The sequence below is a fragment of the Kitasatospora aureofaciens genome (assembly GCF_001188955.3).
GTDB lineage: Bacteria > Actinomycetota > Actinomycetes > Streptomycetales > Streptomycetaceae > Kitasatospora > Kitasatospora aureofaciens.
The window spans coordinates 21,961-44,497 of sequence record NZ_JPRF03000029.1 but is presented as its reverse complement, the minus strand read 5'-3'; the positions used below and the strand labels follow the sequence as shown (position 1 = coordinate 44,497).

19 protein-coding genes are annotated in these 22,537 nt (G+C 74.5%); 4 read left to right on the top strand and 15 right to left on the bottom strand.

Annotation, left to right across the window (positions count from 1 at the left end):
• Positions 1-163 precede the first annotated feature (163 nt).
• The 4 genes from HS99_RS19350 to proC all read right to left on the bottom strand — a co-directional run bounded on the left by HS99_RS19350 (position 164) and on the right by proC (position 4,049).
• A complete protein-coding gene (locus HS99_RS19350) occupies positions 164-373 on the bottom strand; it encodes a helix-turn-helix domain-containing protein (RefSeq protein WP_045699258.1) in 210 nt (69 codons plus the stop codon).
• A 225-nt stretch (positions 374-598) separates the two neighbouring features.
• The gene (locus HS99_RS19345) at positions 599-1,795 is read right to left on the bottom strand and encodes an acetoin utilization protein AcuC (protein ID WP_046386055.1); all 1,197 of its coding nucleotides are present in this window, start codon (positions 1,793-1,795) and stop codon (positions 599-601) included.
• Between the two features lie 98 nt (positions 1,796-1,893).
• A complete protein-coding gene (locus HS99_RS19340) occupies positions 1,894-3,135 on the bottom strand; it encodes an MFS transporter (RefSeq protein WP_050366721.1) in 1,242 nt (413 codons plus the stop codon).
• Between the two features lie 86 nt (positions 3,136-3,221).
• The gene (gene proC / locus HS99_RS19335; protein ID WP_030284325.1) at positions 3,222-4,049 is read right to left on the bottom strand and encodes a pyrroline-5-carboxylate reductase; all 828 of its coding nucleotides are present in this window, start codon (positions 4,047-4,049) and stop codon (positions 3,222-3,224) included.
• 225 nt (positions 4,050-4,274) lie between these two features.
• Between proC and HS99_RS19330 the strand changes: the two genes are divergently transcribed.
• Positions 4,275-4,724 (top strand): hypothetical protein, encoded by a 450-nt coding sequence (locus HS99_RS19330; protein ID WP_141763765.1) that lies wholly within the window; start codon positions 4,275-4,277, stop codon positions 4,722-4,724.
• 110 nt (positions 4,725-4,834) lie between these two features.
• Positions 4,835-6,160, top strand: coding sequence for an SCO2583/SCO2584 N-terminal domain-containing protein (locus HS99_RS19325; protein ID WP_072655039.1), 1,326 nt, complete (start codon positions 4,835-4,837; stop codon positions 6,158-6,160).
• A 3-nt stretch (positions 6,161-6,163) separates the two neighbouring features.
• On the opposite strand, the gene HS99_RS19320 is transcribed toward HS99_RS19325, so the two are convergent.
• The 9 genes from HS99_RS19320 to HS99_RS19280 all read right to left on the bottom strand — a co-directional run bounded on the left by HS99_RS19320 (position 6,164) and on the right by HS99_RS19280 (position 17,830).
• Positions 6,164-6,676: a hypothetical protein gene (locus tag HS99_RS19320; RefSeq protein WP_030551616.1), complete on the bottom strand. Its 513-nt coding sequence runs from the start codon at positions 6,674-6,676 to the stop codon at positions 6,164-6,166.
• Positions 6,677-6,781: 105 nt separating this feature from the next.
• Entirely contained in the window at positions 6,782-8,626 is a 1,845-nt protein-coding gene (gene ilvD, locus HS99_RS19315; protein ID WP_030284333.1) for a dihydroxy-acid dehydratase, read from the bottom strand.
• Positions 8,627-8,766: 140 nt separating this feature from the next.
• Positions 8,767-9,537, bottom strand: coding sequence for a class I SAM-dependent methyltransferase (locus HS99_RS19310; protein WP_030551618.1), 771 nt, complete (start codon positions 9,535-9,537; stop codon positions 8,767-8,769).
• A 52-nt stretch (positions 9,538-9,589) separates the two neighbouring features.
• Positions 9,590-10,393 carry a sugar phosphate isomerase/epimerase family protein gene (locus tag HS99_RS19305; protein WP_030284337.1) on the bottom strand — a complete coding sequence of 268 codons (804 nt, stop codon included), beginning with the start codon at positions 10,391-10,393 and terminating at the stop codon, positions 9,590-9,592.
• A 595-nt stretch (positions 10,394-10,988) separates the two neighbouring features.
• Complete coding sequence (locus HS99_RS19300) at positions 10,989-11,951, bottom strand: Ppx/GppA family phosphatase (RefSeq protein WP_030284339.1); 963 nt, start codon at positions 11,949-11,951, stop codon at positions 10,989-10,991.
• 130 nt (positions 11,952-12,081) lie between these two features.
• Positions 12,082-12,939 (bottom strand): glycerophosphodiester phosphodiesterase, encoded by an 858-nt coding sequence (locus tag HS99_RS19295; RefSeq protein WP_050366720.1) that lies wholly within the window; start codon positions 12,937-12,939, stop codon positions 12,082-12,084.
• A gap of 162 nt (positions 12,940-13,101) precedes the next feature.
• Complete coding sequence (locus HS99_RS19290) at positions 13,102-14,394, bottom strand: SUKH-4 family immunity protein (RefSeq protein WP_030284343.1); 1,293 nt, start codon at positions 14,392-14,394, stop codon at positions 13,102-13,104.
• A gap of 192 nt (positions 14,395-14,586) precedes the next feature.
• Positions 14,587-17,349, bottom strand: coding sequence for a toxin glutamine deamidase domain-containing protein (locus HS99_RS19285; RefSeq protein ID WP_051835498.1), 2,763 nt, complete (start codon positions 17,347-17,349; stop codon positions 14,587-14,589).
• A gap of 28 nt (positions 17,350-17,377) precedes the next feature.
• Entirely contained in the window at positions 17,378-17,830 is a 453-nt protein-coding gene (locus HS99_RS19280) for a hypothetical protein (protein WP_030284347.1), read from the bottom strand.
• Between the two features lie 258 nt (positions 17,831-18,088).
• On the opposite strand from HS99_RS19280, the gene HS99_RS19275 reads away from it, so the two are divergent.
• Entirely contained in the window at positions 18,089-18,904 is an 816-nt protein-coding gene (locus tag HS99_RS19275) for a DUF3109 family protein (protein WP_030284349.1), read from the top strand.
• A 52-nt stretch (positions 18,905-18,956) separates the two neighbouring features.
• Here the strand turns inward: HS99_RS19275 and HS99_RS19270 are convergent, their stop codons facing one another.
• Positions 18,957-20,126: an NADH-quinone oxidoreductase subunit D gene (locus HS99_RS19270; RefSeq protein WP_030284351.1), complete on the bottom strand. Its 1,170-nt coding sequence runs from the start codon at positions 20,124-20,126 to the stop codon at positions 18,957-18,959.
• On the bottom strand, positions 20,123-21,157 hold the full coding sequence (locus HS99_RS19265) for an SAM-dependent methyltransferase (protein ID WP_030551624.1): 1,035 nt from the start codon (positions 21,155-21,157) through the stop codon (positions 20,123-20,125). The genes HS99_RS19270 and HS99_RS19265 overlap by 4 nt, the downstream gene beginning before the upstream one ends.
• Positions 21,158-21,285: 128 nt before the next feature.
• Between HS99_RS19265 and HS99_RS19260 the strand changes: the two genes are divergently transcribed.
• Positions 21,286-22,515, top strand: coding sequence for a sensor histidine kinase (locus tag HS99_RS19260; RefSeq protein WP_030284355.1), 1,230 nt, complete (start codon positions 21,286-21,288; stop codon positions 22,513-22,515).
• Positions 22,516-22,537: the final 22 nt, after the last annotated feature.

Below are 22,537 nucleotides of genomic sequence, written 5' to 3'. Positions count from 1 at the left end.
TCCGTGAGAGACGGAGTCCATACGACTGACGTGAGGGCCTAGCCTACCGTCCGCGTGGCCGGGGCTGTAAATCGCACTCCCGGCAGCCGGGAAACTCCCGGGGAATCCGGGGCGAACGGGGGCGCGTCCACGGCTGCGGACGCGCCCCCGCCCGGCCCGTCGGCTACGCGCTCTCGAGCCGCACGTACGACTCCTTGAGGTACTCGTGCACCGCCTGCTGGGGCACCCGGAAGGACCGTCCGACCCGGATGGCCGGCAGCTCTCCGCTGTGCACCAACCGGTACACCGTCATCTTGGACACCCGCATGACCGCGGCGACCTCGGCCACGGTCAGGAAGACGACTTCCTGCAGGGGGCGCTCGACGGAACTCATGACCATCACCCGACCCTTAACCCGTGTGCAAGGCACCGGCTTCCCCTCCGGTGACTCCACCGGCACACGTGTATCCCCAGAGTAGTTATGGGTGGTACCAGTGGGAAGAGGGGAGATGCAGTCCTCGTACTGTGGGAGATAGCACCGTTGCAGTACGTAGTCACTCGGCGGTTCGCACCAGTGGGCGTACGCACGGCCCGCCCGGCGCGTGGCCGGACGGCGGTTTCAGGCCAGCAGTCCGTGGTGCGGGAACACCGCGCGGCGGCCGGCGAGGATGGCCTGATCGAGTCGGTCGGCCGGATCGTAACCCGATTCGAAATCGCGCCAGGCCGGGCGGGCGCCGTCGGTCATCCGCAGCGGGGCGGGGCGGCGGGTGCGGCGGTAGACCTCGGCGCGCCAGGCCTCGGGGGTCTCGGTGGCCGGGTCGACGGGCCGGCCGGCGGCGGTGGCGACCAGGTGGGTCCAGGTGCGCGGGACGACGTCCACCACCGCGTAGCCGCCGCCCCCGGTGGCCACCCAGCGGCCGTCGGCGTACCGGTGGGCCAGCTCGTGCAGTTCCTCGGCGATCAGCCGCTGGGCGTCCACCGTCACGGCGAGGTGGGCGAGCGGGTCCTCCAAATGGGTGTCCGCGCCGTGCTGGGTGACCAGGACCTGTGGCCGGAAGGCTTCGAGCAGTTCGGGCACCAGGGCGTGGAAGGCGCGCAGCCAGCCGGCGTCGCCGGTGCCGGCCGGCAGCGGCAGGTTGGCGGCGGAGCCGGGGGCGTCCGGGCCGCCGGTCTCGCTGGGCCAGCCGGTCTGCGGGAAGAGGGTGGCCGGGTGCTCGTGCAGCGAGACGGTCAGCACCCTGGGGTCGTTCCAGAAGGCCTCCTGGACACCGTCGCCGTGGTGGACGTCCACGTCCACGTAGGCGATCCGTTCGGCACCGAGTTCGAGCAGCCGGGCGATGGCCAGGGCCGGGTCGTTGTAGACGCAGAAGCCGGAGGCCTTGCCGGGCATCGCGTGGTGCAGCCCGCCGGCGAAGTTGACGGCGTGCGGGGTGTCGCCGCGCCAGACCGCCTCGGCGGCGGCGACCGACTGACCGGCGATCAGCGCGGAGGCCGAGTGGACCGCCGGGAAGGACCAGTTGTCGTCGGTGCCGAGCCCGTGCCGGGGGTCCGACTGCTCGGGGTGCGCGGCGGCGTGCTTGACCGCCTCGACGTACTCCCGGGTGTGCACCAGATGCAGGGTGGACTCCCCGGCGGGCGGCGCGGAACGGACGGTCACCCCCGGCCCGGTGTCCAGCCCGAGGGCCTCGACCAGGCGCATGGTGAGCGCCAGCCGGGTCGGGTCCATCGGGTGGCCGGGGCCGAAGTCGTAGGCGGTGACGGCCTCGTCCCAGAAGAGGTGCAGGCCGCAGGGGGTGTCACGCTCGGCTTCGGGCATGGCCTCCACCGTAGTGGGTGGGGGCGGACGGGCGGCGGTCAGGGCTCGCCGACCCACGGCGGGAAGGCACCGCCGCCGCACCGCGGCGGGCGCCGTCCTCACCCGGTGGCGGGCGCCGCCACCGGGGCCGGGGCGAAGCGCTCGGCCAGCGGCAGCACGGCGAGCACCAGCAGCATCGGGGCGAGCAGCGCCCAGCGGTACGAGCTCGCGTCCGCGACCGCGCCGACCAACGGCGAACCGATCAGGAAGCCCACGTAGTTGAAGAGGTTGAGCCGGGCCACGGCGGCGTCCGAGTCGGCCGGGAAGAGCCGCCCGCCGGCCGCGAACACCTGCGGGATGATCGCGCAGATGCCGAAGCCGAGCACGGTGAACGAGGCGATGCCCGCCCAGGCCGCGGGAGCCACCGCGGCCAGCCCGAAGCCGAGCGCGGCCAGTGCGGCTCCGCCGCGCACTACCGCGACGGTGCCGAAGCGCTGCACCGCGCGGTCGCCCAGGGCCCGGCCCAGCAGCATCGCGACCATGTAGCCGAGGTAGGAGAGCTTGGCCAGGTCCTCGCGGCTGCCCAGAACGTCGGTGAGGTACTTGACGCTGTAGTTGGAGACCGAGGCGTCCGCGATGTACGCGCAGGCCATCGCGAGGCACAGCGGCAGCAGCGGGCGCCAGGGGATGGACCGGGCGGCGGCCTCGGCGGCCTCCCGGACGGCGTCGCCGAGTTCGGCCGGTCCGGCGGTGGGGGTCCCCCCGGCCGAAGGCTGGGGGAGGGTGCCGGTCAGCACCGCGAGCGGGGCGATCACCGCCCCGGCCGTGCCGAACAGCACCGGCAGCCCCAGGTCGTAGTGCGAGCCGAGGCCGGCGATCCCCGCGCCGAGGATGCCGCCGAGGCTGAACGCGGCGTGGAACCCGATCATGATCGAGCGGCCGTAGCGGTGCTGGAGGCCCACCCCCAGCATGTTCATGCTGGCGTCCAGCGCGCCCACCAGCAGCCCGAACGCGCCGAGCGCGAGGGCGAGTTGCCACAGCGAACCGCCCAGCCCGGCGCCCGCCAGGCTGAGGCAGACCGCCGGCTGGACCACCCGCAGCACGGCCCGGGCGCCGGTGCGCTTCACCAGTTGCTCGGAGAGGATCGAGCCCACCCCGGCCAGGATCGGCACCGCGGCCAGGAAGACCGGCAGCATCCCGTCGCTCAGCCCGTACCGGTGCTGGATCTCCGGGATGCAGGTGACCAGCAGCGCGAAGGTGGTGCCCTGGAGCAGGAAGCTGACGGCGAGCGCCGCCCGCCCGACGCGCAGGCCGGGCGCCATCGGGGACGGGACGGGCTGCACGGACGGCGCGGCGCTCATGCGGGAACCTCGCTACTGGCCGGTACGGACGACGGTGGCCGAGAGCGTAGGGGCTGCGCCGCGATTGCGGGAGGGGTCGCGCGCGATCACTTCCCGCCGGAGGCCAGCTCCCGGGAGCGGTCCCGGGCCGCCTCCAGCGCGCCCAGCAACGCCGCCCGCACCCCGTGGTTCTCCAGCTCGCGGATGGCCGCGATGGTCGTGCCGGCCGGGGAGGTGACCGCCTCACGCAGCTTCACCGGGTGCTCGCCGGAGTCGCGCAGCATCACCGAGGCACCGATCGCGGACTGCACGATCAGGTCGTGCGCCACCTGGCGGGGCAGGCCGAGCAGGATGCCCGCGTCCGTCATCGCCTCCACCAGGAAGTAGAAGTAGGCCGGGCCGGAGCCGGACAGCGCGGTGGCGGCGTCCTGCTGGGACTCCGGCAGCCGCAGCGCCTTGCCGACCGAGCTGAAGATCTCCTCGGCGCGCGCCAGGTGCTCCTCCCGGGCATGCGAGCCGCCGGAGATGACGCTCATCCCCTCGTCCACCAGCACCGGCGTGTTGGGCATCACCCGGACCACCGGGGTGCCGGCCGCCAGCCGCTCCTCGAACCAGGCAGTAGGGACGCCGGCCGCCGCCGAGATCACCAGCCGGTCCGGGCTGATGTGCGGGGCCAGCTCCTCCAGCAGGGTGCCCATGTCCTGCGGCTTGACCGCGAGGATCAGGGTGTCGGCCAGCTTGGCGGCCTCGGCGTTGGAGACAGCCACCACGCCGTAGCGGTCGGTGAGTTCGGCCGCGCGCTCGGGCCGACGGGCGGTCACCAGGACGTCCGACGGGGCCTTGCCGGCCCGCAGCAGACCGGAGAGCAGGGCCTCGCCGATCTTGCCGGTGCCCAGGAAGGCGATCTTCTGTCCGTGTGCTGCGCTGCTGCCCATGGTCCGCTCCTAGCCTCGGTACTGCGGCCATCCTCGCACCGCTCGGCGGCGCCCGGCGGGACCGTCCGGTCCGTGGTCGGCGGGCTCGGGGAGGCCGTCGTACGGCTGGCTGTGCGGCGGCGGGCGGGGCCGCTGCCCGGCAGCCGCCAAGGCCGTTGCCCCTAGGGTGAAAACTCGGGGGTTTCCCCTATGGCCTCCACGCCCGGGCAGGCGCACCGTGGAGCCATGGCACACGACGGAATGTCCCGACGAGAGAACCGGCAACTCGCCGTCGCCTCCGCGACGGTGGGCCCGTGGCGGACGGCCGCGGGAGTCGGTGCGGTGGTGGGGGCGACGGCCCTGGGGATCGAGGCGATCTCCGGCGACTGGTCGCTGAGCATGCTGGCCGAACCGGCCGGCTGGGGCCTGTTCTTCTTCTTCCTGGTCGGCTGGGCGGGCAACCAGCTGCGCGGGGACGGCGGCGACCGTCGGCTGAAGCGGTGGGCGCGGGAACACCCGTGGCAGTCGGCGCTCCCGGCAGCCGGCGGGCTGCTGGTGCTGAACACGGTGGCCCAGATGCTCCTCGGCGACGAGGGCCTGTTCGGCGCGCTCCTCGTGTCGCTCATCCCGGCCGCCGTACTGATGTCGGTCGCCGGGGTGGTACACGGGGTGAAGCAGGCCCGCAGCAAGGGCTGACGGCGCATTTCCGGACAAGCGGCGGTGAACCACCCGGCCCCGCACACCGGTTCACCACAAGGTGTGCCCCCGATCAACGGATCGTCACACCCCGTCGGCATACTGGCGCGATGCCAATCGCCGAAGATCCGGAACCGCGCCCCTCGCAGGGCGGTGAGCCGGGCGGGTCCGACCCGTCCGGAGCGGGCGGGAAGGACCCGTTCGCAGACCTCGTGCTGGACGAGGAGTTCGTGCGCTCCGCCACCGTCAAGGAGCAGTCCGGCCGCACCCGGATGCTGGCCGCCCGCTGGAAGCACACCCCGCCGGTCGACCCGGGCGGCCGCCGCTCGGTCAACGACGGTCCGGCGACGCCCAAACGCCGGTTCGGGCGCAGGCCGGAGCTGCGGGTGGTCGACCCCTGGGGCAACCCGCGCCCGGCCAGGCGCCGGGGCGGTTGGTGGCGCACCCCGCTGGTGGTGCTGCTGGTCGTGGCGGGACTGCTCGCCTCGCTGAACGTCAACGCGGTCAGCAACTGGGTCTCCGGCCTGCGCTCCTCGAAGGCCGACGCGCCCGTCCCCGTGGTCGCCCCGGAGACGGCCCGGCCGACAACGGCTCCGCCGGACACTCCGGACGACCAGCCGACCGTCGACCACCCCTGGAAGGCCTCCCCGGCCGCGGGCTGGCCGACCGGCACGGAGGCGATGGTCCTGCCCGAGGCCAAGGCCACCGGGGTGTTCTCGGCCGACGAGGTCGCCGCCCAGCTCCAGCAGGTCAAGGACTACCTGGCGGCCGCCAACCTCGACCCCAAGGTGATCGCGGGTGCCCGTCCGGACGCCGCGCTGGCGATGCTCGACCACGAGGACCGCAAGGACGCGGCCGACGCCCTCGACCACCCGGGCAAGGACCACGACCCGCTGAGCTGGTTCTCCCGCTTCGACCCGCGCGAGGCGGTCCTGGTCGGCGACGCGGTCAAGGTCCAGGGCCGGCTCAGCTACGAGGGGGACGGTGACGGCGGCGTGCTGATCCACACCGACTTCACCTTCGTCTACCCGTTGCAGCCCGGCCCCGACGCCCGGAAGCTGGCCGAGGACCGCCCGGCCCCGTCCGCCACCCCGTCGGCGCCGCAGGGCGGCTCCGCCCGACCGGTGGGCCTGGTCGAGCCGGCCGCCGCCAGCTCCGGTGACACCTGGACGACCCGGACGATCGTGCGCAGGGTCGGTGACTACCGCTTCTACGATCCGGACCGGCACCAGGTCGACGCGAAGAAGATCGTCCTGGGGAAGGCCATGTCCGACGTGGGCAACAACGCCTGCTCCGTGTACGACGGCTTCGTGCATCCGCAGTTCCGCCAGTTCGCCCGGCCCCACCCCGAGCAGACCGGCCCGACCACGGATCCGTACGACCGCAGCCACGACCTGGCGCCGAGCGGCCAGTGCGGCACGACCAGCCGCGAGTGAGAATCAGCGCTTGCGCTTCGCGCCGGGTCGGCCGCTGCGGCCGGTCCGGCGCTTGCCGTACCGCTCGACGGCCCGCTCGTGGGCGGCCCGCTTGACGCCCTCGCCGGGGGCCTCGACCAGGCTGCGGGCGAAGTAGGCGGCCAGGCTGCCGGCCCCGCCGATCAGCCAGACGGCGCCGAGCGACCGGTCCTCGGCCATCCAGCCGGTCAGCTGGTCCTTGCCCTCGGTGAGCACCTTCCAGGTGCGCCGGACGGACATCATCGAGCAGACCGCGATCGCGGCGGTCAGCAGCCCGTTCAGGAAGCCGCCGTTGTCGGAGAGCGCGACGCCCTCGACGCCGAAGCGCAGCACCAGCGCGGCGGCCGCGGTGGCGACCAGGGCGCCGATCGAGACGCCGACCCGGCGCGGCCAGTAGCCGTTGTCCCGGTTGACCCAGGTGGTGCCGAAGAAACGGATCGGCTCCGGCTCGGGGGCACCGGCGGGCTTGGGGGCGGGGGTGGGGGGCTGCTCGCTCACGACGTCGATTATCACCCGAGCGACAGTTGTGACACTGCGCCCGGAGGGCGACGACGGAGGAGCCGTCCCGGACGCCGGGGCGGCTCCTCCTGATGGTGATCGGGCTCAGCCGAGCTTGCTGACGTCCCGGACGGCGCCCTTGTCGGCCGAGGTGGCCATCGCCGCGTAGGCCCGCAGCGCCTGGCTGACCTGGCGGTCGCGGTTCTTCGGCCGGTAGCCGTGCCCGGCCTCCAGGGCGCGGCGGCGCTCGGCGAGGACCTCGGCCGGCACCTCCAGGGAGATCGTCCGCCCCGGGATGTCGATGGCGATGGTGTCGCCGTCCTCGACCAGGGCGATGGTGCCGCCGGAGGCGGCCTCCGGGGAGGCGTGGCCGATGGACAGGCCCGAGGTGCCGCCGGAGAAGCGGCCGTCGGTGATCAGCGCGCAGGCCTTGCCGAGGCCGCGGCCCTTGAGGAAGGAGGTCGGGTAGAGCATCTCCTGCATGCCCGGGCCGCCCTTGGGGCCCTCGTAGCGGATGACGACGACGTCGCCCTCCTTGATCCGCTTGGCGAGGATCGCCTCGACCGCGTCCTCCTGGGACTCGCAGACCACCGCCGGGCCGCTGAAGGTCCAGATCGACTCGTCGACGCCGGCGGTCTTCACGATGCAGCCGTCCTCGGCGAGGTTGCCGTACAGCACGGCCAGGCCGCCCTCGACCGAGTAGGCGTGCTCGACGCTGCGGATGCAGCCCCTGGCAGCGTCGGTGTCCAGCGACTCCCAGCGCTCGGACTGCGAGAAGGCCTCGGCGGAGCGCTTGCAGCCGGGGGCGGCGTGCCACAGCTCGACGGCCTCGGCGGAGGGGGAGCCGCCGCGCACGTCCCAGGTCTTGAGCCACTCGGCGAGCGAGTCGGAGTGGACGGTGTGGACGTCCTCGTTGAGCAGGCCGCCCCGGTACAGCTCGCCGAGGATGGCCGGGATGCCGCCGGCCCGGTGCACGTCCTCCATGTAGTACGAGCCGTTGGGCGCGACCTTGGAGAGGCAGGGCACCTTGCGGGAGATCGCGTCGATGGCCCGCATGTCGAAGTCCAGCTCGGCCTCCTGGGCGGCGGCGAGCAGGTGGAGGATGGTGTTGGTCGAGCCGCCCATGGCGATGTCCAGGGCCATGGCGTTCTCGAAGGCGGCGCGGTTCGCGATCGCGCGCGGCAGCACCGAGTCGTCGTCCTGGCCGTAGTGGCGGTTGGCGATCTCGACGACCGTCCGCCCGGCCTTCTCGTACAGGGCCCGGCGGGCGGTGTGGGTGGCGAGCACCGAGCCGTTGCCGGGCAGCGAGAGGCCGATCGCCTCGGTGAGGCAGTTCATCGAGTTGGCGGTGAACATGCCGGAGCAGGAGCCGCAGGTGGGGCAGGCGTTCTCCTCGATGATCGCGATGTCCTCGTCGGAGACGTTCTCGTTGACCGCCTGGGAGATCGCGTCGATCAGGTCCAGCTTGCGCACGGTGCCGTCGACCAGGGTGGCCTTGCCGGCCTCCATCGGGCCGCCGGAGACGAAGACGGTCGGGATGTTGAGGCGCAGCGCGGCCATCAGCATGCCGGGGGTGATCTTGTCGCAGTTGGAGATGCAGATCAGCGCGTCGGCGCAGTGCGCGTTGACCATGTACTCGACCGAGTCGGCGATCAGGTCGCGCGAGGGCAGCGAGTAGAGCATGCCGGCGTGGCCCATCGCGATGCCGTCGTCCACGGCGATGGTGTTGAACTCGCGCGGGATGCCGCCCGCCTGCTTGATCGCCTCGGAGACGATCCGGCCGACCGGCTGGAGGTGGGTGTGGCCGGGGACGAACTCGGTGAAGGAGTTGGCGACCGCGATGATCGGCTTGCCGAAGTCCTCGCGGGCTACGCCGGCGGCCCGGAGAAGCGCCCGGGCGCCTGCCATGTTGCGACCGTGGGTGACCGTACGGGACCTCAGCTCGGGCACTGTGCTCCACTCCTTCGGGGCTGTCGCCGGCACCCCGCCGGTGAGGAGGGTGCGGGGGCCGTGTGGCTTACGAGCCTACGCCCGCCGTCCGGCCGGCGGACGGTCCGTCCGCGATGCGGGCAGTCCGCGGGGCCGGCGGGTCAGCCCCGCCTGACGGCGACGGTGACGTCCAGGGTGAAGGGCTCGACCACCACGCCGTCCGGGAATTCGGCGAGCATGGCCTCCCGTTCGGCGGCCAGCACGGGCGCGCGCTCCTCGGAGCCGAGCGAGGCCAGGTAGGAGCGGGAGGTGAGGTCGGTGAGCACGTGCTCGACGGTGATCCGCCGCTCCCAGTGCAGCACCGCCCGTTCGACGGCGAGGCCGGCCGGGGCGAAGTGGCTGGTGTGGGCGCTGATGCCGCCGTAGCCGCGGTAGCGGTCGGGGAGGGCGGCGGCCATCCGCTCGGCCCGGGCCCGGACCCACGGCACGGTCTCGTCCTGCACGTTCCACCAGGTGGCGACGGCCCCGCCCGGCCGCAGCACCCGGATCGCCTCGGGGACGGACCGCTCGGGGCGGGTCCAGTGGAAGGCCTGGGCGTAGGTGACCAGGTCGGCGGACCCGTCGTGGAACGGCAGGTCGTCGCCGCCGCCGCGGACCAGCGGCAGGGTGGGCGAGGAGAGCAGGAACTGGGCGGCCATGCCGTCGCTGGGCTCGACCGCGACGACGTCCGCGCCCCGGGCGGCCAGCAGCCGGGTGGCGATGCCGGTACCCGCGCCGACGTCCAGGACCCTGGCTCCCTTGAGGCTCCGGCCCCAGAGCCGCTCCACCGTGTCGAGCAGCTCGTCGGGGTAGCGCGGCCGACCCCGGTCGTACTCGGCGGCGACCGCGCCGAAGCTGACCGCGAGCTCTCCGTGGTTCGGACTCCGCGTCATCTCTCTCCCGCCGTACGGCAGTTCGCATTCGCGCCCCCGATGGGCCCGGCGTTCAGCGTACGCGCGAGGGGGTGGCCAGGTGCAAGCGGGTGAAGGCCAGGGCCTCGGCCAGATCGGCCTCGCGTTCGGCGGGGGACGCGGCGCGGCGGGTGTTGACCTCCAGCACCACGTGGCCGTCGAAGCCGGTGCGGGCGAGGTGCTCCAGGAACTCGGCGCAGGGCTGCTTGCCCCGGCCCGGGATCAGGTGCTCGTCCTTGCCGGAGCCGCTGCCGTCGGCCAGGTGGACGTGGGCGAGCCGGTCGCCCATCCGCTCGGCCATGGCGAAGGCGTCGATCCGGGAGGTGGCGACGTGCGAGAGGTCGATGGTGAAGTGCCGGTAGTCCTCGTCGGTGACGTCCCAGCCGGGCGAGTAGGCCAGCACCTCGCGGTCGCGGTAGCGCCACGGGTACATGTTCTCGACGGCGAAGCGGACGTCGGTCTCGCCCGCCATCCGGCTGATGCCCTCGACGAACTCCCGGGCGTACTGCCGCTGCCAGCGGAACGGCGGGTGGACGACCACGGCGCTCGCGCCGAGCTTCTCGGCGGCCGCCCGGGCCCGGACCAGCTTGGTCCACGGGTCCGTGGTCCACACCCGCTGGGTGATCAGCAGGCAGGGCGCGTGCACGGCCAGGATCGGCAGCTGGTGGGCGTCGGAGAGCCGGCGCAGAGCCTCCAGGTCCTGGCTGACCGGGTCGTTCCAGACCATCACCTCGACCCCGTCGTAGCCGAGCTTGGCGGCCAGCTCGAAGGCGACGGCGGTGCTCGCCGGGTACACCGAGGCGGTGGACAGCACCACCTTGGTGTCCGGGATGTGCAGGGCCGGGTGCTGGGGCAGCACCAGCCGGTCGGTGGTGCGCAGCAGCGGCGGACGGGCGGCGTCGCGCTTGGCGGCCGTGACCGAGCGGACGGACTGGACGGCGGCCTTGGCGGCGCCGGCGGCCCGGGCGGTACGGGTCTCCTTGGGCGGCTGGCGGGGGTGCTCGGGCTTCTTCGCGGTCGTCGCGGCGGACTTGCGCGCGGACCTGCCGGCGGTGGGGGCCGCCGCCTTCTTGACGGCCTTCTTGGCGGTGCGCTGGGCCGCCTTCACAGCCTTCACGGCCTTGGTGGCCTTGGTGGCTTTGGTGGTGGCCTTGGTGTCCCGTTCCGCGGTGGCGTCGTTGCCCGCCTTGCCGAGCGCCCCCTTGCCGAGCGCCGCCTTGCCGAGGCGACCGCGCGGGCCCACCGACCGCGGCTGCCCGTCCGCTCCGGGAGCGCGGCCCTCCTGCGTTCCGTCCTCGCCCGCTGGTTGCACCACGGGAGACAGCGTAAGCGGAGCACGCGCCGAACGGGACGGGACGCCCGGCGGAGTGACCATCGGCACGCCGGGCGGCCGCGCCACGAGGGGAGGCGGCGCCTACGGGGGTGAGCCGCGCCTACGGGGTGAGCGCGGGCCGGCGCTCGGTGGAGCTGCTGTCCATGGAGTCCAGCTGGCGCAGGATGATGCCCTCGCGCAGCGCCCAGGGGCAGACGTCCAGTTCCTCCAGGCCGAACAGGTCCATCGCGGCGTCGGCGACCAGCGCCCCGGCCAGCAGCTGCTTGGCCCGGCCCTCCGAGACGCCGGGGATCTGCGCGCGCTCGGCGACGGTCATCGTGGACAGTCGCGGCAGCCAGGCGGACAGCCCGCTGCGGGTGAGCCGGCGGTCGGCGTACGGGCCGGCGTCGGCGGGGGCGGCGCCGGTCATCCGGGCCAGCTGCCTGAAGGTCTTGGAGGTGGCGACGGCGTGCTGCGGCGGCCCGAGCCGGGAGATCTCGCCGACCACGTGGGCGATCTCGGCCCGGATGTGCCGTCTCAGCTCGCGCAGCCCGTCCGGGTCGGCGACGTCCCCGGGCAGCCAGCGGGCGGTCAGCCGCCCGGCGCCCAGCGGCAGCGAGCAGGCGACGTCCGGCTGCTCGTCCAGGCCGCAGGCGATCTCCAGCGAGCCTCCGCCGATGTCCAGGTTGAGCAGTCGGCCCGAGGACCAGCCGAACCAGCGGCGGACGGCCAGGAAGGTGAGCCGGGCCTCGTCCTGCCCGGAGAGCACCCGCAGTTCGACCCCGGTCTCGTCGGCGACCCGGCGCAGCACCTGCTCGCCGTTGGCGGCCTCGCGCACGGCGGAGGTGGCGAACGGCAGGATGTCGACCACGCCCTTGTCCTCGGCGACCCGCAGCGAGGAGGCGACATGCCCGATCAGCCGCTCGACCCCGGCCTCGCCTATCGCGCCGGACTCGTCGAGCAGCTCGGCCAGGCGCAGCTCGGCCTTGTGCGAGTAGGCGGCGAGCGGGGCGGCACCCGGATGGGCGTCCACCACGAGGAAGTGGACGGTGTTGGAACCTACGTCGAGCACACCGAGTCGCATAACTCTCCACGCTACGCGATTCGGGCGGCGAGGAGATCGGTTGTGACGGTATTCGCGCTGGTCTCGGTCGTCCCCGTGCGTTCCCGACCGTTCCGGGTGCGATCCGCGGCCGTCGCCCGCTGACCGTCGTTCAGTGGCCGCGGGGCCCGGTCCGGCGCTCGGTGCGGCAGTTGGCGTCGACCCAGCGGCGGGCCGGCCCCGGGGTGTCGGTGATCAGGCCGTCGGCGTCCCGGGCGGTCATCAGCTGCCAGGCCTCCTCACCGTCCAGCGTCCAGACGTAGACCTCGCGCCCGGCCTTGCGCTCGGCGGCGATCCGGGCCGCGGTGGCCAGTCCGGTGTCCAGGGCGATCCCGTTCAGCTTCAGGCCCTTCGGGTCCTCGGCGATCCCGCCGCTCTGGATCAGCACCACCGGCAGGGCGGGCGCCACGGCGTGGGCCTGGCGCAGGTGGTCGACCGAGAAGGAGTAGAGGACGACGTGCGCCTTGCTGCCGGCCGCGATCCGGGCGATCCGGGCGACGTCCTCGGGGCGCTGCCACTTGATCTCCATCAGCAGCGTGGCGCTGCTGCCGGAGAGCCGCTCGAGCAGTTCCTCCAGGGTCGGGACGGACTGGGCCGGGCCCGGGCCGACGGTCACCCGCAGGGCGGCGACCTGGGCCGCGGTCAGGTCGGCGACGGCACCCTTGCCGTTGGTGGTGCGGTCCACGGTCGGGTCGTGCATCAGCACCGGGACGCCGTCCCGGGTGGTCTGGACGTCGGTCTCCAGCCAGTCGGCGCCCTGGTCGAGGGCGGTCTCGAAGGAGGCCATGGTGTTCTCGGGGGCGTTGAACGGCGCTCCCCGGTGGCCGATCACCACCGGGGACGCGCACACCGCCGGTGCGACGGCCGAACGGGCCTGCAGCGCGGGGCCGCCGCCCGCGGCACAACCGGCGGCCAGGACCGCGAGCGCGGCGAGGGCGGCCGTGCGGGCGGCGCGGGGCGGGGCGGTCACGGCTCGGTGCTCCAGCTGCTGCTTCGGTGGCTCGGGTCGCTCAGGTCGCTCGGGCGGCTCGGGTCGCTCGGGTCCTGGGCTCGCGTGGTTCGTGGTCATCTGACCGTTCTGACAGCGCCGCGGCGGTTTCCGGTTCCCGGGGCCGCCGCGGCCGAGGTCGGATCAGAGCAGACCGTCCCACAACTGTTCCACGATGACAGCCCACCAGTTCTCCGGATCGCCGTAGACCGTACCGTCCAACTCCGCCAGCCCCCGCTGCAGGGCGTCCACCGCCGCGCCCGCGGCCGCCGGGTCCAGCCCGCGCAGGGTGGGCCACCAGCCGGCGAACAGCTCCAGGCAGCGGACGAAGGCGCGCAGGTCGGCGTTGCAGTGGCGGGCCGTCCCGTAGTCCGGGTCGACTGCCCGGACGGCGCCCGGCCCGGTGTCCAGGGTGATCAGCGCCCAGCCGTCCGTGCCCAGCACCAGCTGCCCGGCGAGGGCCGACCGCTCCCGTTCGGCCACCCGGGTGCCGCGGCCGAGCGCCGCAAGGTGCGGGGCGAGCGGCGGCAGGACGGTGCCCGGGCGGGAGCCGTCCGCGATCGCCTCCGCCCCCGGGTGGTGCAGCGCGAAGAAACCGTCCACCGCCTTCGGCACGCCGACGGACAGCAGCAGCGCGGCCGCGTCCCCGGGCAGTTCCGCGCGCGCCGTGTCCGCCGGACCGAAGCGCTGCACGCCCGCCGTGCCGAAGCGCCGGACCAGCCGCTCCGCCAGGGCGGCGTCCGACTCCCCCGGCAGCGGCGGCACCGCGCGGGGGAACGGCACCCGGTTACGGCCCGGACCGTCCGGCGGGGCGGGCAACTGCCGTACGGCAGCCGCCCGGTGGTCCGAGCGCGGCCCGTAGGGAAGCTCGAACTCCAGCCGCGCGTGAGGCAGTTCGGCGGCCAGCGCGTACGACCAGTAGCCGCCGGGCAGCGCGCTCAGCCGCAGGTCGGTCCGCACCGCCAGCACGTCCTCGGCCGGGATGCCCTGCTCGCGCAGCCACCACCAGCCGCGCAGCGCCGGGTGCGGCAGCCCCGCGGCGGAACGCAGCGCCAGCGCGTGGGTCGCGCCCGTGCCGTCCCGGTACGTCAGCTCGGCCCGGGCGCCCCGGCCGGTGACCGGCGGCCCGGTCGGGTCGTAGCCGCCCGCGCCCACGAAGTCCCGGTAGAGACCGACCACTTCGTCCACCGGTACCGAGGGCCACACCGTGAACCGCCCGCTCTCCCGGTCCACCACCGCACACGCGGCCCCCACCTCCCCCGGCGCCCGCCGCTCCCCGGTGCGCGGGTCGACCTCCACCCGCGGCGGCTCCGCCCAGACCACCCACCCGAGCTCGAACTCGTGCGCACACACCCGGCGCACCGCCCCGGCCCCCTGCGGCAGATCCCCGTTGATCCACCGGTGCCCCGCCTCCACCGCCTGCGCGCGCGAGATCATTCGCCCACCCCCGTCAACACCCACTCCGACCCCAACATCATCCAGCCCCCGCGGTCAGTTCGAACCGGTCACCGCGATGTCGCACTTCGCGGCACCGCTCCGCGCGATCCGCGCAGGCCTCGGCGACCTCCTGTTCCGTGAACTCGGCCGCCCGCCGCATGCCGAGCGGGGCGGACCGGATCTCGTAGCCGATCAGCTGGCTCGCGCCGTCATCAGGTCCAGGGGGCGGCCCTCCGGGGAGAGGGCGATGGCCCAGAGGCCCTGGGTGGCCGGGTGGAGGGGGCTGGGGCTGTGGCGGGCGAGTTGGTGGTCGAGGTAGGTGACGGTGTCCCGGTGGTTGACGGCGTTCCAGGCGTGGGGGCGGCCGTAGGCGTCGAGGGTGAGGAGGACGGCCTGGGCCCCGTGGCCGGCCCGGCGGAGTTCGCCGGCGAGGCGGGTGAAGGCCTGGCCGCCGTCACCGAGGTCGCGGAAGGGGGCGCCGAGTTCGCGTTCCGCACGGTCGCGGCCGCCGCGTTCGCCGGCGTCGCCCTCGGTGGGGATGCGCGGGGCCGCGCAGGTGGGGCGGCCGGTGTAGGTGTCGACGGCGGAGAGCGCGATCTCCAGGCTGTTGTTGGCCCGGCCTGGTTCGCGGTAGCCGCCCGCGTTGACGGCTTCCGGCCAACCGCCGGCCGCCGGGTCGGGGTGGCGGACGGGCAGGCCGTCCTCGTCGCGCGGCACCCGGCGTTCGAGTTCGGCCTGGTGCTCGGGGTCGACCGAGCCGAGACCGCCGGGCAGCCCGTACGGGCGACTGTCGGCGATGGTGCGCAGCCGGAGTTCCGGACCTTCGGCGAGCGGGCCGCGCCGGGCCCGCAGGGCGAGCTGGAGGGCCATGGCGTGGGCAGTGGCGACCGGGACGGCGCCCCAGGCGAGGGCCGGGTCGGCGAGGGCGGCGGCGGTGTCCCGGCGGCGGCCGTCGGCGGGGTGCGGCTCGGGTCGGCCGATGACGGGGGTGGTGCCGACGATCGGCGGCTCGACCGGGGCCGGGGCCGGGGTGGCCGGGCCGGGGGCGACGCCCGCCGGGGTGCGCGGCGCGCCCGGTCGGAGCTCGCTGCCGGGCTGGGGCCCGCCGGCCACGGGAGCGCCGACGACCGGGGAGGCGGCGCCGGGCGCGCCCGTGGCAGTACCGCTGCCGCCGCCGATGCCGCTGCCGAAGGGCGCGGCCACGTGCGCCGGGGAGCCGCCACCGACCGCCAGGGGGCCGGGTCCGACGGCGCCCACGGTGCCGGTCCCCGGATATCCGCCCGAGTACGCCGGTGTCCCGAACTGCCCGGACACGCCGACCACTCCGACCGGCCGGACGACCGGCGAGGCATCCGCGGCCGGGGTGTACCCGGGCCCGTACGAGGGACCGCCGCCGGACGGCGGCGCGGCGGGCGCGGGCGGCGCGCTCACCGAGTCGGTCCGTACGGTCACCGGCACGCTGCCGCCCCCGCCGCCCCCGTGGTGGCTGGGCGCCTGGAGCGGGTAGTCCCCGTCGGACCAGCTCGCCGTCACCGGACCGCCGCCCTGGTGCGCGGTCACCCGTACCGACGGCCCGTCGTCCCGCGCGGGCGGCGACCAGTCGGTGGCGGCCGTCACGGCCCGGTGCGAGCCGCTGTACGGGGCGTCCGAGGTCGTGGCCGGCGCGGCGGCGACCACCGGATCGGCCGCCGGGGCCGCGGACGGAGCGGCGGAGGAGAGCGTGGACGGAACCGCCGAGGGGTCCAGGGCGGAATCCACGGCGGGGAGCGAGGCGGGGACGACGGACGGGGCCGCCGTCGGGTCCACCGGCGGCACCACGGCCGACGCCGTCACCGCACCCGGCACCTTGGGATCGACCGCGGCCTCGCGCGGGTCGGTGAGGTCGGCGAGCGACAGCCCGTGCAGTTCCTTGCCCTGCTGGTCGGTGAGCACCGGCTGCCCGTGCTCGTCCAGCCGGACGGCCAGGTCGGCCACCCCGACCACCGGCCTGCCGTCCGGCCCGGCGACGACGAGCAGCCCGGCGGCGTCGGCCACCGGGGTGCCGTCGGAGCGCAGGATGACCGGCTTGCCGTCGGGGCCGAGAACGGGCTGTCCGTGCTCGTCGAGCTTGACGCCGAGCCCGGGCACGCCGACCAGGGGCTTGCCGTCCTGCCCGGAGAGGACGACCAGTCCGGTGCCGTCCCTGCCGAGCACGCCGGGCTCGCCGAGGGCGGCGGGCAGTCCGGCGGAGAGCGGGTCGAAGCCGCCCTTGGTGCGGTAGGAGGCGGTGGTGACGCCGGTGCCGGACGCGGTGCCGAGCCGCAGCAGGGCGACGGCGGCCGGCTCCTTGAGCGCGGCGGCCAGGGCGTCCTTCATGCCGCGGCCGAGTTCGGCGAGCAGGCCGGCGATCTTCAGCGCGGCGGTCTCCGCCGCGACGGCCTCGACCCCTGCGGCGACCTGGGTGGTGGCGGCGTTCTTCACCCCGCCCGCGAAGCCGGCGACGGACTTCTCCAGCCCGCCGAAGACCCCGGTCTGCCCGGTCTGCCCGGCGTTCGCGGCGACCACTGCCGCGGTCTGCTGGACCTCGGCGGCCTGCTCCCGGGTCTGCTTGAGCTCGGCGGCCAGGTTCTGCAGGGTGGCGATGATCTCGGCCTTGCAGCCGTCGACGGCCCGGGCGGCGGCGTCGAAGGCGGTGGCGACCAGCCCGACGGCGGTGTGCGCGTCCTGGAGGTGGCCCTTGCCGCCGTCGCTGTACGTCCGCCAGTACGCCGTGAAGGCGTCGACGGCGTGGCCGGAGTTGTCGGCGGCCACCCGCTGGACGGACTCCCCGCCGCGGCGGGTGATCCGGTCGGCCTCGGCGGCGAACTCCCGCCAGTGCGCGGCCGCTTTGCGCAGGGCCTCCTCGTCGGCCTGCGGCCACGGGTGGCCGGTCCTGGCCAGGAGCGGGACCAGTTCCTCGGGCAGTTTCCGGGACACGCGCTTCTCCCCCTTCGAGCCGGGCCGTTCAGACCGACATGTCCTGGGGGACGGCCGGTGCCGCCCCCGGGGTTGCCCCGGTGCCCGAATACACCGCCGGGCGGGCGACTGACCCCGGCGTGCCGGCCGTGGGGGCCGGCGTCCCGCCGAAGCCGTCCGCCGTCGAGGTGTCGGTGTCCGTGGTCCGTTCCGCCATCGTGTGCAGTCCGGCGCCGACCTGCCCGACCTGTCCGGCCAACGCCCGGAGCCCGCCGAGGAGTTCACCGTGCGCCGGGCCGTACACGGCGGCGAGGGCGCTGCCCGGCTGGTCCGCGCCCCAGGGCGCGCCGAGCGCGGCGAGGCCCTGCTCCAGGGTGCTCACGGCCTTGCCGAGTTCACGCCCGAGCTTCTCGAACTCCCGCCCCTCGCCGTGCAGTTCCCACGGTTTGAGGACGAACCCGCCGCTCCCGCCGTCGGCCGCCCCGGTGCTGCCGCCTGCCATCCCCGTACCTCCCCGTAGCGGACTGGCCGCCATCCTAGGCACCCGCCCGGCCCGGCCCGCACGGACAGCCGGACCTCTTCACCCCGCCTTCACTCCGCCCGAAGCCCACCCGGCGCCACCCCCGCACCGCCCACGACCGCGCCAACCGGCCCGTACGCCCCCGCGAAGCTCTACCCTTGCCGGGTGGCACCAGCAGAAACGTCCAAGAAGAAGGCCAAGGCGAAGCCCGTGGCCTCCCCCGCCCCCGTCGACCTCGCGATGCCGACCCTGCGCCGCGAGATCCCGCGCGACGAGGTCCCGCTCGACTTCCCCCGTGCCTGGGTCGAGTTCGCCGACCCCGCCGACGACGAGCAGGTCTTCCGCTGCGACCTCACCTGGCTGACCTCCCGCTGGTCCTGCGTCTTCGGCCAGGGCTGCCACGGCATCCGCGAGGGCCGCGGCGAGTCGGACGGCTGCTGCACGCTGGGCGCCCACTACTCGGACGAGGACGACGAGAAGCGCGTCCTGGGCCACGCGGCGCGGCTGACCCCCGAGCTGTGGGAGAACTTCGCCGAGGGCACCGACGCCAAGGGCCGGATCAGGTCCGACGGCGGCGTCACCATGCTGGACGAGGACGGCGACCGCCAGACCCGCCGGGTCAACGGCGCCTGCATCTTCGTGAACAGCCCCGGCTTCGCGGGCGGCGCCGGCTGCGCCCTGCACGCGCTCGCCCTCAAGGAGGGCCGGGAGCCGCTGGAGACCAAGCCGGACGTCTGCTGGCAGCTGCCGATCCGCCGCACCTACGACTGGATCGACCGCCCCGACGACACCCGCTACCTCCAGGTCTCGATCGGCGAGTACGACCGCCGCGGCTGGGGCCCGGGCGGCCACGACCTGCACTGGTGGTGCACCGGTGCCCCGGCCGCCCACCAGGGCGCCGAGCCGGTGTACGTCAGCTACCGCCCCGAGCTCACCGAGCTGATGGGCAGGAAGGCGTACGAGGTGCTGGCCCGGCTGTGCGAGGAGCGGATCGCCACCAAGGGTGACCGGAAGGTGGCCCCGCACCCGGCGGACCCCGCCGGGAAGAAGAAGTAGCGGTCCACTCGTCGGTACCGGCCCACCTGCCGGTACCGGCCTCCTTGTCGGCCTACTTGTCGATGTCCCCGACCACGAAGAACATCGACCCGAGGATCGCCACCATGTCCGCCACCAGCGTGCCCGGCAGCAGTTCGGTCAGCGCCTGGATGTTGTTGAAGGACGCCGAGCGCAGCTTGAGCCGCCACGGCGTCTTGTCGCCGCGCGAGACCAGGTAGTAGCCGTTGATCCCGAGCGGGTTCTCGGTCCACGCGTAGGTGCTCCCCTCGGGTGCCTTGAGCACCTTGGGCAGCCTCTGGTTGACCGGGCCGGGCGGCAGGGTGGCGAGCTTGTCGAGGCAGGCGTCGGCGAGGTCCAGCGCGTTGAGGGTCTGCTCCAGCAGGCACTCGAAGCGGGCCAGGCAGTCGCCCTCCTCGCGGGTGACCACGGTGAGCACCTGTCGCAGCTCCTCGGAGCCGTACGCGAGGTAGGGCTCGTCGCGGCGCAGGTCGAGGTCGAGGCCGCTGGCCCGGGCGATCGGGCCGCTGACCCCGTACGCCTCGGCCTGGGCCCTGGTGAGGACGCCGACGCCGGCGGTGCGGGCGCGGAAGATCTCGTTGCCGAGGACGAGGTCCTCGAAGACGGGCATCTGCGAGCGGACCGTGGCGACGGCGGTGCGGACCCGGCCGAGCCAGCCGGCCGGGAGGTCCTCCTTGAGGCCGCCGACCCGGTTGAACATGTAGTGCATCCGCCCGCCGGAGGCCTCCTCCAGCACGTGCTGGAGGTCCTCGCGGCCGGTGAAGGCGTGGAAGATCGGGGTGATCCCGCCCAGTTCGAGCGGGTAGGAGCCGAGGAACATCAGGTGGTTGAGCACCCGGTTGAGCTCGGCGAGCAGGGTGCGGATCCACACCGCCCGCTCGGGTACCTCCATGCCGAGCATCCGCTCGACGCCGAGCACGACGCCGAGCTCGTTGGAGAAGGCGGAGAGCCAGTCGTGCCGGTTGGCCAGCATGATGATCTGCCGGTAGTCGCGGGCCTCGAACAGCTTCTCCGCGCCCCGGTGCATGTAGCCGATCACCGGCTCGGCGGTGACGATCCGCTCGCCGTCGAGCAGCAGGCGCAGCCGCAGCACTCCGTGGGTGGCCGGGTGCTGCGGGCCGATGTTGAGCACCATGTCGGTGGTGCCCGCCTCGCCGGTGAAGTTCTCGGCTCCCGCCCCGATGCCGACCGTGGTCTCCCTCATGACCCCAGAGTGTGCCATCCCGGCAGCGCACCGAGACTCTGAGCCCTCTCGAAAACGTCAAGGGGCGGCATGCGGACGGCCTGCAGGACCCACCCGAAGCCGCCCAGCCCCGCCGGGTCGGTGAGCTCGGCCCCCTCCCCCGCGCCGCCCAGCGCCCGCAGGTACGCCGCGGGGTCGGTGGAGGCGAGCGTTAGCGGCGGGCGCCCGCCGCTGACCCCGAGCGCGCGCAGGGCCTCGCGCTGGGTCGTCCACAGGCTGTGGAGACCGGGCACGGCGATCGCGTCCAGCGCGACGTGGGCGGTCACGTCGCAGGACCCGTCCGGCACCGGGGGCACCTCCCGGCCGTCCCGGAAACCGGTGAAGGTCCCGCACGGGGGCCGCCGCCCCGCCGTGTGCCCGTAGTCGACGGCGACGGCGAGTCCGCGCTCCAGCCCGGCCACGGCCCGCGCCCAGGCGGCGTCCCGGGGCCCGCCGAACTCCACCACCTCCCCGGGCTCCGCGACCGGCCACCAGCGCTCGGCCCAGGCCGCGTCCGCCGCCGAGACCGGCTCGCCGAGGCGCTCCTCGCCGGTCGCCGTGTCCACCTCCCGGTAGCGCAGCACCCCGTCCCCGTCCACCTCCCCGACGTCCAGCGGCACGTTGTCCAGCCACTCGTTGGCGAACAGCAGCCCGGTCACCCCGCGCGGCGGCTCCGCCGTCCACAGGGCTGTGGACGGAAGGCCGTCGGGCCGCCGGGCGAGTTCCACGCCGTACGGGCGCAGCCTGGCGAGCACCTCGCGGGGCAGTTCGGCCAGCACGCCGGTCAGCAGTTCCCCCCGCCCGGCCCCGATGTCGACCAGGGCCAGCTCCTCCGGACGGCCGAGGGCCTCGTCAACCTCCAGCAGCAGCCGGGCCACCGCACGGGCGAACCTGGGCGAGGCGTGCACGGAGGTGCGGAAGTGCCCGGCCGGGCCCTCCGGCCTGCGGTAGAAACCGCCGTCCGGGTCGTACAGGGCCCGTTCCATGGCGGGCGCCCACCGCATCCACGTCATGGGGCGGACGCTACCGGGCATCCGGGGCCCCCTCCCAACCGGAGCCGGGGCGTCTCCGACCTACGGAGTAGGACGGATCGCCCTACCGGCGGACCTGGGCACCTCGCCCGACTGCCTAGGCTGGAGAGGTGCATCGACTCAACGCCTGGCTCCGCCGTCACCCCATGGTGGTCGACGCCGCCTGGGCGTCGATCGTGCTCTTCCTCGGCCTGCTGCCGGACGGCAGCCTCCCCGACACCGGCTGGCGACACGACTCCGTGATCCTGGTCGCGGTGCTGCTGCCGCTGCTGATGGTCTTCCGCCGACGCTTCCCCGACGTCACCGTGGCCGCGGCCGCCGGCGTCGCCGTCGGCCAGGTGGCCGCCGACGTCGACCCGGGCGGCTCCTCCATCGCCTACCTGGTCTTCGCCTACACCGGCGCCGCCTTCGGCCAGAAGTGGACCTCCCGGCTCGCGCTGCTCGCGGGGCTCGCCGCCGGGCCGCTGGTGTTCTGGCGGATGCACCTGGTGAAGACCTCCACGGACCACACCGGGATCTACGTCTCCCGCCCGTACGGCCTGGGCGAGGCGGTGCTGATCACCCTCCTGATGAGCACCCCGTTCATCCTCTGCTGGGCCTGGGGCCGGCTGACCCGGGTGCGCCGCGCCTACCTGACCGAGCTGGAGGACCGCGCGGCCCGGCTGGAGCGCGAGCGGGACGCCCAGTCCAAGGTGGCGGTCGCGGCCGAACGGGCCCGGATCGCCCGCGAGCTGCACGACGTGGTGGCGCACAACGTCTCGGTGATGATCGTCCAGGCCGACGGCGCCGCCTACGTGCTGGACAACTCCCCGGCGCAGGCCAAGGAGGCGCTCGGCACGATCGCCTCGACCGGACGGCAGGCCCTGGTCGAGATGCGCCGCCTGCTGGGCGTGCTGCGCACCGCCGACACCGCCGAGGAGTACGTCCCGCAGCCGGGCGTCGAGGAGCTGCCGGACCTCCTGGAGCAGGTCCGCACGGCCGGACTGGCGGTGGACTACGCGACCTCCGGGCACCCGCGCGAGCTGCCGCGCGGCGTCGAGCTGACGGTCTACCGGATCGTCCAGGAGGCGCTGACCAACGTCCGCAAGCACGGCGGCCCCGACGCCCACGCCCGGGTCGCGGTCGACTTCGGCGAACGCGAGCTGGCCGTCCTGGTGGAGGACGACGGCCGCGGCAGCACCGACGAGCAACTGACCGCCGGCGGTGCGGACGGTCTGGGCCACGGCCTGATCGGCATGCGCGAGCGGGTCGGCATGGTCAGCGGCAGCCTCGACGTGGGGCCCCGCCCCGGTGGCGGCTTCCGGATCCGCGCCGTCCTCCCGCTCAAGGCGGCGCACTAACCCCCCGTCCCCTGTTAGGAGC

Bases quoted from the DNA above. Each gene is read 5' to 3' on its own strand.
- HS99_RS19350 (WP_045699258.1), bottom strand. From the start codon at position 373: ATGAGTTCCGTCGAGCGCCCCCTGCAGGAAGTCGTCTTCCTGACCGTG.
- HS99_RS19345 (WP_046386055.1), bottom strand. From the start codon at position 1,795: ATGCCCGAAGCCGAGCGTGACACCCCCTGCGGCCTGCACCTCTTCTGG.
- HS99_RS19340 (WP_050366721.1), bottom strand. From the start codon at position 3,135: ATGAGCGCCGCGCCGTCCGTGCAGCCCGTCCCGTCCCCGATGGCGCCC.
- proC (WP_030284325.1), bottom strand. From the start codon at position 4,049: ATGGGCAGCAGCGCAGCACACGGACAGAAGATCGCCTTCCTGGGCACC.
- HS99_RS19330 (WP_141763765.1), top strand. From the start codon at position 4,275: ATGGCACACGACGGAATGTCCCGACGAGAGAACCGGCAACTCGCCGTC.
- HS99_RS19325 (WP_072655039.1), top strand. From the start codon at position 4,835: ATGCCAATCGCCGAAGATCCGGAACCGCGCCCCTCGCAGGGCGGTGAG.
- HS99_RS19310 (WP_030551618.1), bottom strand. From the start codon at position 9,537: ATGACGCGGAGTCCGAACCACGGAGAGCTCGCGGTCAGCTTCGGCGCG.
- HS99_RS19300 (WP_030284339.1), bottom strand. From the start codon at position 11,951: ATGCGACTCGGTGTGCTCGACGTAGGTTCCAACACCGTCCACTTCCTC.
- HS99_RS19290 (WP_030284343.1), bottom strand. From the start codon at position 14,394: ATGATCTCGCGCGCGCAGGCGGTGGAGGCGGGGCACCGGTGGATCAAC.
- HS99_RS19280 (WP_030284347.1), bottom strand. From the start codon at position 17,830: ATGGCAGGCGGCAGCACCGGGGCGGCCGACGGCGGGAGCGGCGGGTTC.
- HS99_RS19275 (WP_030284349.1), top strand. From the start codon at position 18,089: ATGCCGACCCTGCGCCGCGAGATCCCGCGCGACGAGGTCCCGCTCGAC.
- HS99_RS19270 (WP_030284351.1), bottom strand. From the start codon at position 20,126: ATGAGGGAGACCACGGTCGGCATCGGGGCGGGAGCCGAGAACTTCACC.
- HS99_RS19265 (WP_030551624.1), bottom strand. From the start codon at position 21,157: ATGACGTGGATGCGGTGGGCGCCCGCCATGGAACGGGCCCTGTACGAC.